The following is a 14251-nucleotide window of genomic DNA, read 5'->3' as shown; positions in this document are numbered from 1 at the left end:
CATGACTGACTGGAAAAGAGAAGCCGAGTCGGGCTCGCACACGATCAACGGCTTCCGATTCGATGACGGACACCGGCTCGATGTGACCATGGCGTATCACACACTCGGGTCCTTGACCGCGGATGCCGACAACGCTGTGATGCTTCTGCACGGCACGACCGGTTCCGGCCAACAGTTCCTGCAACCGTCGATCGGCGACTTTCTGTTCCGAAGCCACCAGCCCCTCGATATGGGCAGGTTCTTCGTGATAATGCCGGACGCCATCGGCCACGGGAGCTCAAGCCGGCCCAGCGGCGGACTGGGACCGGACTTCCCGCGCTATGGCTATGGCGACATCGTCGAGGGGCAATACCGTTTGCTGGTGGAGGGGCTGGGCGTCGAGCGACTGCGGCTGCTGCTCGGTACCTCGATGGGTGGGATGCAGACATGGATGTGGGGTGAGCGGTATCCCGCCATGGCGCAGGCACTGATGACGGTCGCCAGCCTTCCCGAGCGCATCACCGGACGGAACCTGCTGTGGCGAAGGATGCTCATCCATCTTATCGAGTCCGATCCCGGATACTCCGATGGCCATTACGACGAGCAGCCCGCCGGCCTCGGTCACGCGATGGCCCTGTTCCAGCTCATGACCGGAAGTTCGCGACAGATAGCGTCGGATCTGCGCTCCATCGATGCCGCCGACGCACAGATCGGTCGAACTGAGGCGCAGGCGTTGGACGGCGAAGACGCCAACGACGTCATCTGGGAGTTCGATGCGTCCCGCGACTACGACCCGGCGCCTGAACTTCATGCCATACAAGCACCACTCCTGGCAGTCAACTTCGAGGACGACGAGCTCAATCCCGTTGAACTCGGAGGTCTCGAACAGGCCATGACCAGCGTCAGTCATGGACAGGGTGTGACGCTTCCGGCCGGCCCGAAATCGCGAGGGCACCAGACGCTCCATGTCGCCGAGGTCTGGTGCGACTATCTCGCCGAGCTGCTCGCGAAGACGGGCTGATACCGGGGGCGTACGGATTCCTCAGGCCTATTCGACGCTGAGTTGGCGCAAGTTGGTCTTGGCGAGTTCGAGGATCTCGTCTCCTCGGCCGGAGAGAACGGTCCGGGTGGCGAACAGGGTGAAGCCCTTGAGTTGTTCGAGGGTGATTTTCGGCGGCAGCGACAGCTCGTGTCGTTCGGTGCGTGCATCGATCAGCGCCGGTCCGTCGTGGGTGAAGGCCGCGCGCAGGACCTCCTCCAGTTCGTCGGCGCGATCGACGCGCGCCGCGAACAGGCCGGCGGCACGGGCCTGGGCGCTGAAGTCAGGGTTCTGCAGATCTGTGCCGTAGGTGGTGATGCCCGCCGCTGTCATCTCCAGCTCGACGAAGGACAGCGCCGAGTTGTCGAAGACGACGATCTTCACCGGGAGATCCAGCTGGCGCAGTGTGATCAGCTCGCCGAGCAGCATGGCCAGCCCGCCGTCACCGGACAGGGCTACCACCTGGCGGCCCGGGTGACTGGCCTGGACGCCGATCGCGTGCGGCAACGCGTTGGCCATCGAGCCGTGGTTGAAAGAGCCGATGAGCCGCCGCTCGCCGTTCATACGCAGGTAGCGGGCCGCCCACACCGTCGGAGTCCCCACGTCGGCGGTGAAGACCGCGTCTCGCGCCGCCAGCCGGTTGATCGCGGCGGCGACATACTGCGGATGCATGGGGGAGTCGGTCGGCTTTGCCTCGGCCAGCTGGTCCAGGTGGGCCCGCACCCGCCGGTAGTGACCGGTCACCTTCTCCGCGAAGCCGTCGTCCGTCCGACGCTCCAGCAGAGGCAGCAGCGCCTGTGCGGTGTCTTTGACGGTCCCCACCAGAGGGACGTCCACCGGTGTGCGGCGGCCGATCTGCTCACCGCGTACGTCGACCTGCACGACGGGGACGTTCTCCGGGTAGAACGACCGGTAGGGGAAGTCGGTGCCGAGCATCAGCAGCGCGTCGCAGTGCTCCATCGCCCGGTAGCCGGAGCTGTAGCCGATCAACCCGGTCAGGCCGACGTCGTAGGGGTTGTCGTACTCGAGGAAGTCCTTGCCGCGCAGTGAATGGACCATCGGTGCCTTCAGCGCCTCGGCCAGGGCGACCGCCTCGTCGTGGGCGCCCGCGCAGCCCGCCCCGCCCAGGATGGTCACTCTTTCGGCGGTGTTGAGGATGTGAGCCGCCTGCGCGAGCGAACGGTCGTCCGGGCGAATGAGTGAGGCCGACTTGAACACCGGGCGCGGTCTCGGCGAGGAGGCAGCACGGTCGAGGAACAGCTCGCCGGGGATGACCACCACCCCGACGCCATCGCGCTCCAGGGCAGTGCGCATGGCCATTTCCATCAGCCGTGGCACTTGCTCGGGGACGCTCGCCATCTCGCAGTACACACTGCACTCGCGGAACAGCTCCTGCGGGTGTGTCTCCTGGAAGTAGCCCCCACCGATCTCCACGCGCGGGATATGCGCGGCGATGACGAGCACCGGTACCCGGCTGCGCTGTGCGTCGAACATGCCGTTGATGAGGTGCAGGTTTCCAGGGCCGCAGCTGCTGGCCGCGACTGCGAGCTTGCCGGTGACGCCCGCCTCGGCGGCGGCCGCGAACGCGGCGGCCTCCTCGTGCCTCACGTGCTTCCAGGCGATGTCGCCGTCGCGGCGCAGGGCGTCGGTGAACCCGTTGAGGGAGTCTCCCGGCAAGCCGTAGATCCGCCGCACACCTGAGGCCTTGAGCGTAGAGACCATGGCATCCGCGACTGTAAAGGCCATCAGTTCCCCTTGGAGTGGAGGTTCCCGGAGGGCGAGGAGAGTGTCAACGCCACCGTCGGCTTTGCCCGAACGAGGTTGCCGACTTTGCCCGTTACGTGACAGTGAAAAGCCTACGAAGGTCCCTCTCCGCCGCCACTCGGCGTATGGCGTTCGCCGAGCCGCCCGTTGTGGCACGTTGCCCCCTGCCTCCCCCTCCTTAGCCACGGCTGCCGTCGTCGGGCGCCGTCCGCGAGCCGCAGCTCCTGAGCAGTCGCCGCGCACCCGCCCGAGCTCGGGCGACTGCGGCCCAGTCGCCCGATCGGACGCGCCCTTCCGGATCGCCCGGTGCGTCCGAGACCGTCGTGCGCGACGGCGAGGTGGCGCGGACCAGGTGGGGATTGCACAGCTTGCGCACCGGACTGGAGGGAGTTGTACTGAAGGCGTCAAGTCAGACCACTCGGGCGGGCCTGTCCGACGCCCGCGACCTTCCGCTTCTCCTGCGAATGTCGGCTCTGACCACCGAAGACAGGGCAGCTCGAAGACGGGGCAGCTCGAAGACGGGGCAGCTCGAAGAGCAGGGCAGCTCACGGACGGGAACACACGGATCCGGTTGGCATCGGCATGGGCAGCGGGACACATCGAGGTGCCGGTCATGCTGCGGCGCGAGAGAAGAAGTGACCATGCGGTATCGGTATCCACGTCTCACCAGCAGACAACGTTCCCTGCGCGCGGCAGGTGACACTGTCGGCCGGGGCGCCGGCTGTACCAGCGCCGGCCTGTTCACTCTCCGCGTTGTCATCGGAGGACTGGTCGCCGCCCACGGCTTGCAGAAGACGACACACTGGCTGGGCGGAGAGGGTCTGGCAGCTGGTGCTGAGGAGTTCCGGCGCGACGGGTTCCGCGGCGGCCGACTCACCGCGGTGGCGGCCGGTGGCAGTCAGGCGGGCGGGGGCCTGCTGCTCGCGGCCGGTCTTCTGACACCGCTCGCGGTGGCGGCCGTGGCCGGCGTCATGACCGTCGCGGTCACAGTGAAGATCCCGCACGGGCTGTGGGTACAGAATGACGGATACGAGTATCCGCTGGTCCTGGTCCTGTCCATGGCCGCCATCGGGCTCACCGGGCCGGGCGCCTGGTCACTCGACGAACTGGCCGGCATCAACTGGCCCGCGTCCGCCGGGATCGTCGGCTGTGCGGCCGGCGTACTCGGGGGCCTGGCCACGCGGCGTGTGCTGTGGCGGGCGAGCCCACCGCATGAGATGCCATAGGTGACCCACAGTTCTCGGCCAGGACACAATCAATCAACGCAAGCGGAAAGAGGAGCTGGAGGCGTCGAGCGCGATCGGGATGTGTCCCTCGCGCAGCTCCCAAGGAAACGGGCCGTCGAAGGAGCGCAGTCCTCGCTGACACAGCGGTTCATCTGTGAGTAGTTCGCGGGCCTCGTCGAGACTATTGGTGTTGAGGATGGTGAGTCCGTCGCCGACCTGCACACCTGGTTCGACGAACGGACCTGATGCCCAGAGGAGCCCGCGCCTTTCCAGTTCGACCATATATCGGAGGTGGTCCGCGACGTAGGGCGTGATGTCGGCGTCTTGGGCGGTCTTGCGGTTGATCGCCACGAACAGCCGCTTCCTGGTCATGGGAGCGAGGAGTTGCTCTACGGTCTCGTCCACCGTGGACATATGGATGCTCCTTCTGGTCAGCGGCTCATGGTCACTTCAAGATCGAAGTTCGGGGCGCGGGGCGGGGTGAAGGGCAGCGTGTCGGAGCGACAGGGCTCCGGTAGGACAAGGGCTCTCATCACACCAACTCACCTTTGCCGGAGCACCGTTGCCGGTCGAGTCTGCCATGCGCGATGCCTTTCTATCCGATTTCGGGGGATTGGTGTCGGTGTTGGTGTCCGCGTTCGACGTGGGTCGGATCACTCGTGAAGTACTGGAGCATGCCTTTTTATGGCTTGATCAGGTGATCGGAAATGTCCGCGCCGGCCACTGATCGGCCGATCACGTCCTTGGGCTGCCCCCGGCCGCTGTGGGTCTCCCGCACGGCCCCTCGTGATCGGCCCGGCCAGCGGGCTGCTCACCCGAGTGGTGCTGCACCACCGAGTGACACTGCACTGCACCGCTCATCCGCTTCCGGCAGAAGGACTCCCCATGCGCAAGCTGCTGACTGACGCGGTCCGCACGCTCGTCCCGCCCAGGGGAGATCGGCACGGGCCGCTGCCGCCCCTCATGCTGACGCTGACCGCGGTGACCGGTCTCGTCGACGCGGTGAGCTATCTGGCGCTGGGGCACGTCTTCGTCGCGAATATGACCGGCAACGTGGTCTTCCTCGCGTTCGCCCTGGCGGGATCCAAGGGCCACTCCGTGGTCGCCTCCGTCGTCGCGATGGCCGCGTTCCTCGTCGGCGCGCTGGCGGGAGGACGGATCGTTACCCGGTTCGCCGCACACCGCGGGCGGCTGCTGACCATGGCCACGGCACTGCAGGCCGTGCTCTTCGCCGTGGCTGTCGTCATGACCGCGGTCACTCACGGCAGAGTGACCACCGTGGTTCAGTACACCACGATCGTGCTCCTCGCCCTCGCCATGGGACTGCAGAACGCGGTCACCCGGCGCCTCGGCGTTCCCGACCTGACCACGACCGTCCTCACCTTCACCTTGACGGGACTGGCCGCGGACTCCACCCCTGCCGGCGGGTCAGCGCCCCGGCCCGGCCGGCGGATCCTGTCCGTCCTGGCCATGTTCCTCGGAGCCCTTGCCAGTGCCGAACTCGTGCTCCACGCCGAACTCACCCTCGCCCTGTGCCTCGGGCTGGTGCTGCTCGTGGTGGCCTCGGTGACCACCCATCGGCTCTCGGCCTCCAACGCCGCCTGGACCAAGCCATAGTCGTGAACGCGGCGTCGGCCTCTCATCCGAATCGCGGATGAGAGGCCGACACCGACGTCCAGCCTTCCGCGACGCCGCCCCCCCAACAAGGACTTGTCCGGTTGTTCATTGGGACGGTCGGACGGGTGCGATCACGCGCCGAAGCCGTCGTCCGGGGCATCGGCTTCCGGCGGTGCGCACTCGTGGGTGCTGATCCAGTGGCCGGCGCTGTCGAGGAGCGGCTCGGAGCCGGCCTCGGCCCGGAAGGTGAACGTGACCCCCGTCGAATCGACCTGTAGGGCTAGGTCCTGTCCGGGTGGTTGGCGGAGCGTCAAGGAAGTGAAGGGGCAATTGATCGCGCTGAGCTCGGCCATGACCCGCGTGTGAGTGAGGGGCCCCGCGAACGTGGCGAGTCTCCCTGTCCCCGGGACGGGAAGCTCGATGGCGTCTCGCCAGGTCTGCACGCTGATCAGCGTGACGCGGCGGCAGCGACACACGCAGAACTCGGCGTCTCCGTAGGAGAACAGATGGGGCCAGCGCCGCCGCTTGCTCACCCGGCCGATGTCCCACGGCGGCCCGAGCGCCGCCGCGATGTCGTTGATGGTCGCGCCGCAGTGGAGCGGACCGATGGCCGCTGTGGAGCCGAACTCGGCCAGGGTTCGAATCGCGGTCACGCAGTGGAGCGTGGCACCTGACCTGATTGGGCGTCCACCGAGTTGATCCGTCTCGCCCCGCCTTCCAACGCCACGAGACGACGCCGCGGGCAAGGGCAAGGGCATGCCCGCGGGCGCGGGGATCAGGCCTGCCCTATGGCGTAACGCAGTTGGTTACGCACGGCCGTACCTGGACGGCATGAGGATTGGGGCTGCCGCGGGAGGGATCGATCTTGTTCAGGAGCGGTTCACCGGAGTGGTCTTCAGAAGAACCTGTCATGGACACTCCCGTAGGGGATGCTCTCGGTAGCCATCACTCGGCCGCGTCGGCACCGCGCCGGCCGCTCGCTGAGTCATCCGAGAGGACGGACATGGACAAAATGTCAACGCCCGCAGCAGGTACGGCGGCTCTGGCGTATTTCAAGCGGAAGCGGTCTTGGCTCGGGGCGCTGGTCGGCGCCACGGTCCTGAGTGTGGTGTTGCCGACGTCAGTGGCTCACGCGGACAATCTGCCGAACCTGCCCCAGAACGCCGGGGGTTACGAGGCGTCGTTCTCGCCCGCGTACGACTACGACGGCGACGGCTGCTACCCCGTTGCCGCCATCGCGCCCGACGGAGCGCTCAATCCCGGTCTGAACACCTCGGGCGCGGTCAACGGCAGCTGCCGTGATCAGTCCGACCTGGACCGGACCCAGACCTACGCCCGCTCGAAGTGCAACAACGGATGGTGCGCGGTCGTATACGCCAGCTACTTCGAGAAGGACCAGGCCCTTCCCGGCAGTGGACTCGGTGGTCACCGCCACGACTTCGAGCACGTGATCTCATGGATCAACCAGGCGTCCAACCAGGTGGAGTTCGTCACGACCACCCAGCATTCCAGCCAGGTGACCTATCCGCGTTCGCAGGTGCGCTTCGACGGTTCCCACCCCAAGGTCGTCTACCACAAGGACGGTCTGGGCACCCACTTCTTCCGGCTCGCCAACAGCAACGACGAGCCGCCGGAGAACCACTACCACAACTGGCGCCAGCCCTCCATCGTGGACTGGAACGGGTGGCCCAGCACCGCTCTGCGGGACCGCCTGATGAACGCGGACTTCGGGTCGGCCACGATCAAGACCACGGACAAGGACGACCGCTTCCGGAACCTCCTGAATGCCTCCAAGCCGTCTGGCATCCCCTTCGACCCCTGGGCCTGACAGCAGGACCGTGGAACCGCGGCGGCCGCGGAGACAGTGCGGCCCGGTGACTGTCCTCCGTGATTGCCCGAGACAGCAAGGTCGGCCTTCTGTCCGGGCAGCCGTGATGCCGTCGCGGTCCTGACCACCGCCAGCTTGACTCAGTACCCCTGTCGGACCTGCGACGCCCCGGATACTGGGGAGCAGGCGGTGGTCGGGGGAGCCAGGAGCACCTTCACCGGAACGTCCGTGCGCAGCGGGCGCTCCCGCATTACCGCGCCCTCGGACCCACCGGACCGGACCCACCGGACCGACCCACCGGACCAGTCCCTGCGTCCCGCCCCACGGCCCCGCCGTCCACATCCTGCCGCGGGCGGACACTTTCAGGCGCCGGTTTCGGCGTTCAGTTGCTGGAGAACGCCGTAGTAGTCCTCCAGGTGCCAGCTTCGGACGATGCGACCGCCCTCAACCTGGTGGTAGTCGGACGCCCAGATCTCGATCTGGCGTCCGGTGGCCGGAACGCCCAGCAACTCACCCTTGTGAGTGCCGCGCGTGACGGATCGCACCGCGACCCGGTCACCGGCGACGACGACGTCCTCGATGGTGAAAGTCAGGTCCCCGAGGACGCTGCGCAGGTACGCGACGGTCGCTTTCCACCCGTCGTGGCCAGGGCCGGCGTGCAGGGCCGGATCGGCTTCCCAATCCGTCCCCAGCACCGTGTCCACGAGGTCCGTGTCGCCGGTGCTCAACGGCTCGTAGAAGCGGCGGACGAGTGCCTCGGCATCGGTCGTGCCGCACGGTGTAGGTGCGAGAATCAAACCTAGGGGTCTGTTAACGTAGGAGGGGTGAGTCTGAAAAGCAAATCCATCGAGATCGGCGGGGGGCGCGGCTGCCCGATCGCCGCCGCGCTGGATGTTGTGGGTGACCGGTGGTCCCTGCTCGTGCTCCGCGATCTGTCTCGCGGCGTCCATCGCTTCAACGACATCCGGGCCAACACCGGTGCGCCCCGGGACAGGCTCGCGATCCGACTGCGCGAGCTGGAGGAGGCGGGGGTGATCACCCGCCGCCGCTACTGCGAGCACCCGCCGCGCGACGAGTACGTCCTCACCGATGCCGGGAGGGCCCTCGCGCCGGTGCTTCGCGAGCTGCAGACCTGGGGCGAGAATTACGCCCTTTGAGGCCGAGTGGCGTCGGCCGACGCCAGGCGATGTCCAACGCTACGTCCGCCGGTAACGGCTCGCCCACGGCCTCGGGCGCATCGATGACGCAACCGCGCCCGGACCGGCTCCCGCACTAGTCGGTTCGGTTTCCGATCCCACGTCAAGCTCACGTGTTACCGTGCCTTGGGCAGTAAGTTTGGAAGTCAAACCTGACTCGCGGCGCAAATGCCTGTGCGCAGCGGCCTTCACGAGCGGTCTGGCCGGCGGAGTCGCCCGCGCCGGGCTCGCCTCTACGGGCCGTCCGGACGGGTTCGCCGAGACCCCCGAGATATGTGAACCGAAACGACTGGAGAAGCCATGGCATCCGTACTGATCACCGGGGCGTCGAAGGGCATTGGCCGCGCGTCGGCGGCGGAGTTCGCGCGCCGGGGTCACCGAGTGGTGGCCACGGCACGCGATCCCCGGTCACTCGCAGGCCTCGATGTCGACCAGCGGCTGCCCCTCGACGTCACCGACGCCGAGAGCATCGCCGCGGCGGTCCGGAACGCCGGCGAGATCGACATCCTGGTCTCGAACGCGGGAGTGATCTTCTTCGCCGCGTTCGAGGCCACGCCTCCTGACAAGTTCGCGGAGTTGTTCGACGTGAACACGCTGGGCTCGCTTCGGGTGGCCCAGGCCGTCCTCCCCGGTATGCGGGCGCGCGGGCACGGCCGTCTGCTGTTCATGTCCAGTGTTGTCGGGCGCATCGTTCTGCCCCCGGGCGCCGCCTATCAGTCGACCAAGTGGGCACTTGAGGCGCTGGTCGAGGCACTCGCCATCGAGGTCGCCCCGTTCGGGCTCGAAGCCGCCCTGCTGGAGCCGGGAACGGTCAGCTCGGGAGCGCTGAACGACGTGACCAGCTACGCGCTTCCGGACGACCCGTACCACGCGATCGCCATGCCGGACACCAACAGCGCTGCCGCCATGGCGGAGATGATCACGCCGGAGGAGGCCGCCGCCGAGGTCGCGGATGCCGCCGAGTCGCCGCGGCTCCCCCTGCGCGTACCCATCGGAGACGCCGCTCGCGCGGTTCTCGCGGCGCGACGTGAGGCGCCCGACACCGTTCCCTTTGTGCCGGGCAGGCCGGCCGAGACCGCGGGAGCGGACGCGTGAACGGGCTCATCATGGTCACCGGCGCCAGTGGTGCGCTCGGACGCCAGGTCGTGGAGTTCCTGCTGAAGCGGGTTCCCGCCGCCCGTGTCGCGGCTCTGGCCCGCCGACCCGAGGAACTCACCGATTTCACCGAGCGCGGGGTCTCCGTGCGGCGCGGCGACTACGAGGACCCGGACGGCCTCGAACCGGCCTTGGACGGCGTGGAGAAGCTTCTTCTGATCTCCGCGAGGTCGTTCACCGACGCCAAGACGGCACACCGGAACGTGATCCACGCCGCAGAGGCGGCAGGGGTGCGCCACCTCCACTACACAGCCATCCAGCGCCGTGCCGGGTCGACCTTTGTGATCCCCCAGGCCACCGAGTGGGACGAGTACACCGAGAACGAGCTGGCGGCTTCCAGGCTCGACGTCACCGTGCTGCGCAACTCGCAGTACCTGGAGTCGTTCGACATGCTGGTCGGCGAGCTCGCTCCGGACCGCTTCATCCGGGTACCCGCCGGCCACACCCCGGCCGCTCTGGCGACACGGAGCGACATAGCCGAAGCGACCGCTGCCGTCCTCGCCACCGACGGCCACGCGGAACGCGACTACACGCTCGCGGGCTCCCACGCTTTCACCCTCGACGAAGTCGCCGCGATTCTCGGCGAGGTCACCGGTGTGCCCGTGACCTACCAGGACACTCCGGTCGAGGAATACATCGCCGCGCGCGTGCGAGCGGGGATGCCGGAACCCTGGGCACGGTTCACCGGCGCGTGGTTCCAGGCCATCGCCGCCGGCGAGTTCACTCCCACCGACGACATCGAGCGCCTGATCGGCCGACCCACGACGTCACTCCGAGCGTTCCTCACACAGCAGCGGTCCCGCTAGGGCATTTCGTTCGTCATCGCGCTGTTGGCCCAGGTCGACGCGGACGAGGACCTGAACTGGGGCGGTTTCGGTGCGCTCCACGATTGTACGCACGCACCAGAGTGCGGCCCAGGCCGAAGACACGCGTCGGATTGCCTACATGCCGATCGTCTTGCGGTAGGCCGAGGGGCGGATACCGACATCGCGCAGGAACGCCGACGACAAGGCGCTGGCTCCGGCGAAGCCGCACCGCTGGGCGATCTGCTCGATGGTGAGGCCGGTCTCCGACAGCAGTCGTTGGGCCGACTCGATGCGAAACCGGGTGAGGAACCGATGTGGTGTCTCGCCGGTGGCGTTCCGGAAGACGCGTACGAAGTGGTAGACGCTCAAGTGCACTTCAGCTGCGATGTCGGCGAGGGTGAGCGGCTCGGCCAGGCGGTCCTGCATGATGGCAATGCCTTTGCGGACAGCGGCGTTCTCATTCCCCGGCACGCGTGGTACCCCGCCCCGGGACAACAGGTGCACCGCGAGGAACGCCGCAGCTGACTCGGCATACAAGTCACCCGCCTTCCGACTGGCGGGGAGTGACCGGACGAGGTGTTCGACAACCGGGTCACCCGTGCCCAGTCCGGCGGACAGCGCCTCGAAGTCCGGGTTGTGCTGGCCCAGTTGATCGGCAGTCTGCTTGATGACGGCCTGCGGGATATGCACCTGGATGGTGGACAGGACCGATGTCGCTGCGTAGCTGCGCACGGTTGGCCGACCCGGCACCATGAGTTCCAGCCGTCCGGCCCTCCAACGGCGCTTGGCCGATGACCCTCCAGAGTTGACCCGCATCACGGTCTCTCCGGCAGTGCACAGCACGAGATGCAGGTCGGAAGTGCCGGGTAGCACCAGGTGTTCGACCTGGCGTGCGTGCACGAAACACTGCACGAGCAGTGATCGCCACTCGGCGTCGTGCCAACTGCAGTAGCCGCGACGCACGTACTGTGTCATGTCAATATCGCCGTACGGCGCCAAATCGAAGTCGGGCGAATCGAACACAGTGCGATTTTATCGCGTCTGCGGGATCAAGAACCGGTCGGGAATGAGCTGCGGTACGCCGGCCGGCCGAGCGACTGCGCACGAGCACGTCGACGCCGCACCACAGGGGAGGCCGTGTGCGGGTCGGTCTCCCGTGGTCAGGAATGTTGTCACCGTGTTGTTCGCGCAGGTGTGATTGTCGAAGGGGTACGTGCCGCGCCGCCTTGGCCGACCGTCACCATCCTGGCCCCGTCGCGTTCGCGGTCGTCCAGCACTAGACAGACTTGACGACATGTGTAAAGTTCGTCGCGATCATGAGTAGTGCGAGAGGAGTGTCATCAGGGTGTCGAAATGGAACTTGAGCAGCGTTCCCGATCAGGCGGGACGGACCGTCGTCATCACGGGCGCCAATGCGGGAATCGGCTTCGCGGCGGCGGCGATGTTCGCGGGCAAGGGGGCACATGTCGTGCTCGCCTGCCGGGATCCGCGCAAGGCCGCCGACGCCGTCGGCAAGATCCGCGCCATGCGGCCGTCGGGCTCGGTGGAGTCCGGGCCGCTCGATCTCGCGGATCTCGATTCGGTAGCGGCGTTCGCCGGCCACTTCCGGGAGGGCCATGACCGTCTCGACGTGCTGGTCAACAACGCTGGAGTCATGTGGTCTCCGCCGTCACGCACCGTACAGGGCTTCGACCTGCAATTCGGCACCAACCACCTCGGGCACTTCGCCCTCACCGGTCATCTGCTGCCCCTGCTGCTGCACACGCCGGGGGCACGTGTGACGACGATGACCAGCCTGGCCCAGAACTTCGGCCGTATCGACTTCGACGATCTGAACTGGCGGCGGCGCCCGTACTCCCGCGGTGCGGCCTACAACCAGAGCAAGCTGGCCAACATGATGTTCGTGCTGGAACTCCAGCGTCGGCTCACGGCGTCCGGCAGCGCCCTGGCCGTGACCGCGGCCCACCCGGGCTGGACCTCCTCGGAACTCACACGCCACTCACATCCCGCGATCAGACGGGTCAGCCCCCTGGTCGGCATGAAACCGGAAGTCGGGGCACTCGGACTGATGCGTGCCGCCACTGATCCGACCGCCCCGGGCGGCAGTTACTGGGGGCCGCGCTTCTTCTTCGAGACCAAAGGGCACCCGTCCGCGGCCCGGATCAGCCGCCGCGCCGAGGATACGGCCGTCGCCGCCCGGCTCTGGGAGGAGAGCGCGGTGCTCACCGGTGTCAGCTACCCGCTTCCGGGGCGGACGGAGCGGGCGACCGATGCCTGATACCGGCGAACCGGCCGCGGTATCGGCGCGGCAGGAGAGCATTGTCACCGCGGCAACCGGGGTCTTGCTGCGTTTCGGCCTGCGCAAGACAACGATGGACGATGTCGCCAGGGAAGCGGGTATCTCCCGGCAGGGGCTCTACCTGCACTTCAAGTCCAAGGACGCCGTGTTCCGGCGCGTGGTGGAACACATGTTGTCCGGCATGCGGAATTCGGTCAAGCACGCACTGGAGCGGGAAGACCTCCCCGTCGCGGGCCGCTTGGTGGAGGCCTGCGAGGCGTTCCACGGCCTGACGGTCGGCAAAGTCGAGCTGAGTCACTTCGGTGAACTCCTGGAGGCGGCGACCTCGTTCGCCGGGCCGCGCATGCGAGAGATGGAGAGGGACTTCGTCGCGGACATCGCCCGGCTGCTGGACCGGACCGGACATGCCGCTCCCTGGGCAGAAGCGGGCATCTCCGCAACAGACCTCGCTGAACACCTCTTCGCTGCCTCGGCAGGGGCAAAGTACGAATCAGTCACACTGGAGACGTATCGGACACGAGTGCATGTCGCCGCACGCATCGTCATGAGAGGAACCGACTGACGCGTGTTCGACCGCCCTCGCCGTGGACCACGCCGACGCCGCATCAACAGACCGCAATCCCGCGCATGTCTTTTGCCAATCTCACGCATTCCTGTCCGCATTTCCTGCGGATAGCGTCAGGTGCGATCGTGCGGAAAACGGATCGACAGGCCTTGCGGAAAGCGAACCCTTGCGTCGGTCCGCGCATCGGCACGTCATGGATCATCCATATGCGAGCGGTCAGGCTTTACGGAGTGATGTCAATGAAGGGTGCTTACGACGTGACGGCGATCTCGAAGGTGCCGTCGTCGAAGGTGTGGGAGCTGTTGTTGGACGCTCACAGCTGGCCCCGGTGGGGGACCGTTGATGAACTCGTCCTGGAAAGGTCGGGAAACATCTCGCTGGATCGGCGCGACACGGTCGGTGCGGTAAGGATATTCCGCACAGGACGTGTCGTCACCAGCGAGCAATCACCGAACTGCGCCCCCAGCAACTGTTCGCCTACGAGGACGCCGGCAATCCGTTCATGAGGAACTACTCCGCGCGCATACTGCTCGACGACAGGAGCGGAGGCGGCACCGAAATCCGCTGGTGTGGAGAGTACGAGGTGGCGTTCGGTACGCACTTCATTCTTCGCCCCCAACTGACGCGGACCATGCGGCGCATGGTTACGGGCCTGGCCGAAGCTGCGGAACGTTCCCTGTGACCCAGACGTGATCATCCCGCACGGGGCCTGGCGTCAGCCGCACGCTACGACGGCTTCGGCGGCGATCTTCCTCGCGGCCCTGCTCAGGCTTCTGG

15 protein-coding genes are annotated in these 14251 nt (G+C 67.0%); 10 read left to right on the top strand and 5 right to left on the bottom strand.

The genetic code is table 11. The annotated features are described in order from the left end of the window. Position 1 precedes the first annotated feature (1 nt). The gene (locus tag OG214_RS06345; RefSeq protein ID WP_405984092.1) at positions 2-1000 is read left to right on the top strand and encodes an alpha/beta fold hydrolase; all 999 of its coding nucleotides are present in this window, start codon (positions 2-4) and stop codon (positions 998-1000) included. Positions 1001-1027: 27 nt separating this feature from the next. Here OG214_RS06345 and poxB read toward each other — a convergent pair whose 3' ends face one another. Beyond that, positions 1028-2764, bottom strand: a complete 1737-nt coding sequence (gene poxB, locus OG214_RS06340; protein WP_405984091.1) for a ubiquinone-dependent pyruvate dehydrogenase — start codon at positions 2762-2764, stop codon at positions 1028-1030. A gap of 659 nt (positions 2765-3423) precedes the next feature. Here poxB and OG214_RS06335 point away from each other — a divergent pair. Beyond that, positions 3424-4008 carry a DoxX family protein gene (locus OG214_RS06335; protein ID WP_405984090.1) on the top strand — a complete coding sequence of 195 codons (585 nt, stop codon included), beginning with the start codon at positions 3424-3426 and terminating at the stop codon, positions 4006-4008. Positions 4009-4041: 33 nt separating this feature from the next. On the opposite strand, the gene OG214_RS06330 is transcribed toward OG214_RS06335, so the two are convergent. Further along, the gene (locus OG214_RS06330) at positions 4042-4422 is read right to left on the bottom strand and encodes a YciI family protein (protein WP_363080208.1); all 381 of its coding nucleotides are present in this window, start codon (positions 4420-4422) and stop codon (positions 4042-4044) included. Positions 4423-4893: 471 nt separating this feature from the next. Between OG214_RS06330 and OG214_RS06325 the strand changes: the two genes are divergently transcribed. After that, the gene (locus tag OG214_RS06325) at positions 4894-5625 is read left to right on the top strand and encodes a YoaK family protein (protein ID WP_405984089.1); all 732 of its coding nucleotides are present in this window, start codon (positions 4894-4896) and stop codon (positions 5623-5625) included. Positions 5626-5756: 131 nt separating this feature from the next. Here OG214_RS06325 and OG214_RS06320 read toward each other — a convergent pair whose 3' ends face one another. Next, positions 5757-6278 (bottom strand): hypothetical protein, encoded by a 522-nt coding sequence (locus OG214_RS06320; RefSeq protein ID WP_405984088.1) that lies wholly within the window; start codon positions 6276-6278, stop codon positions 5757-5759. 350 nt (positions 6279-6628) lie between these two features. On the opposite strand from OG214_RS06320, the gene OG214_RS06315 reads away from it, so the two are divergent. Continuing rightward, positions 6629-7453, top strand: a complete 825-nt coding sequence (locus OG214_RS06315) for an NPP1 family protein (RefSeq protein ID WP_363080204.1) — start codon at positions 6629-6631, stop codon at positions 7451-7453. A 362-nt stretch (positions 7454-7815) separates the two neighbouring features. On the opposite strand, the gene OG214_RS06310 is transcribed toward OG214_RS06315, so the two are convergent. Further along, the gene (locus OG214_RS06310; protein WP_405984087.1) at positions 7816-8250 is read right to left on the bottom strand and encodes an ester cyclase; all 435 of its coding nucleotides are present in this window, start codon (positions 8248-8250) and stop codon (positions 7816-7818) included. Between the two features lie 27 nt (positions 8251-8277). Between OG214_RS06310 and OG214_RS06305 the strand changes: the two genes are divergently transcribed. The 3 genes from OG214_RS06305 to OG214_RS06295 all read left to right on the top strand — a co-directional run bounded on the left by OG214_RS06305 (position 8278) and on the right by OG214_RS06295 (position 10610). Beyond that, entirely contained in the window at positions 8278-8610 is a 333-nt protein-coding gene (locus OG214_RS06305; RefSeq protein ID WP_363080202.1) for a helix-turn-helix domain-containing protein, read from the top strand. Between the two features lie 339 nt (positions 8611-8949). Beyond that, complete coding sequence (locus OG214_RS06300) at positions 8950-9744, top strand: SDR family oxidoreductase (RefSeq protein WP_405984086.1); 795 nt, start codon at positions 8950-8952, stop codon at positions 9742-9744. After that, a complete protein-coding gene (locus OG214_RS06295; RefSeq protein ID WP_405984085.1) occupies positions 9741-10610 on the top strand; it encodes an NAD(P)H-binding protein in 870 nt (289 codons plus the stop codon). Before OG214_RS06300 ends, OG214_RS06295 begins: the two co-directional genes overlap by 4 nt. 135 nt (positions 10611-10745) lie before the next feature. Here OG214_RS06295 and OG214_RS06290 read toward each other — a convergent pair whose 3' ends face one another. Continuing rightward, positions 10746-11633 carry a helix-turn-helix domain-containing protein gene (locus OG214_RS06290; protein WP_405984084.1) on the bottom strand — a complete coding sequence of 296 codons (888 nt, stop codon included), beginning with the start codon at positions 11631-11633 and terminating at the stop codon, positions 10746-10748. A gap of 322 nt (positions 11634-11955) precedes the next feature. On the opposite strand from OG214_RS06290, the gene OG214_RS06285 reads away from it, so the two are divergent. The 3 genes from OG214_RS06285 (at position 11956) to OG214_RS06275 (ending at position 14156) form a co-directional block, all read left to right on the top strand. Next, entirely contained in the window at positions 11956-12888 is a 933-nt protein-coding gene (locus OG214_RS06285; protein ID WP_405984083.1) for an oxidoreductase, read from the top strand. Further along, complete coding sequence (locus OG214_RS06280) at positions 12881-13471, top strand: TetR/AcrR family transcriptional regulator (RefSeq protein ID WP_405984082.1); 591 nt, start codon at positions 12881-12883, stop codon at positions 13469-13471. The genes OG214_RS06285 and OG214_RS06280 overlap by 8 nt, the downstream gene beginning before the upstream one ends. A gap of 415 nt (positions 13472-13886) precedes the next feature. Next, entirely contained in the window at positions 13887-14156 is a 270-nt protein-coding gene (locus OG214_RS06275) for an SRPBCC family protein (protein WP_405987441.1), read from the top strand. Positions 14157-14251: the final 95 nt, after the last annotated feature.

The sequence above is a fragment of the Streptomyces sp. NBC_00872 genome (assembly GCF_045161915.1).
Lineage (GTDB): Bacteria > Actinomycetota > Actinomycetes > Streptomycetales > Streptomycetaceae > Streptomyces.
The sequence above is the reverse complement of the archived record's forward strand: the minus strand, read 5'-3'. Positions and strand labels throughout refer to the sequence as shown.

Bases quoted from the DNA above. Each gene is read 5' to 3' on its own strand.
- OG214_RS06345 (WP_405984092.1), top strand. From the start codon at position 2: ATGACTGACTGGAAAAGAGAAGCCGAGTCGGGCTCGCACACGATCAAC.
- poxB (WP_405984091.1), bottom strand. From the start codon at position 2,764: ATGGCCTTTACAGTCGCGGATGCCATGGTCTCTACGCTCAAGGCCTCA.
- OG214_RS06280 (WP_405984082.1), top strand. From the start codon at position 12,881: ATGCCTGATACCGGCGAACCGGCCGCGGTATCGGCGCGGCAGGAGAGC.
- OG214_RS06335 (WP_405984090.1), top strand. From the start codon at position 3,424: ATGCGGTATCGGTATCCACGTCTCACCAGCAGACAACGTTCCCTGCGC.
- OG214_RS06325 (WP_405984089.1), top strand. From the start codon at position 4,894: ATGCGCAAGCTGCTGACTGACGCGGTCCGCACGCTCGTCCCGCCCAGG.
- OG214_RS06330 (WP_363080208.1), bottom strand. From the start codon at position 4,422: ATGTCCACGGTGGACGAGACCGTAGAGCAACTCCTCGCTCCCATGACC.
- OG214_RS06300 (WP_405984086.1), top strand. From the start codon at position 8,950: ATGGCATCCGTACTGATCACCGGGGCGTCGAAGGGCATTGGCCGCGCG.
- OG214_RS06315 (WP_363080204.1), top strand. From the start codon at position 6,629: ATGGACAAAATGTCAACGCCCGCAGCAGGTACGGCGGCTCTGGCGTAT.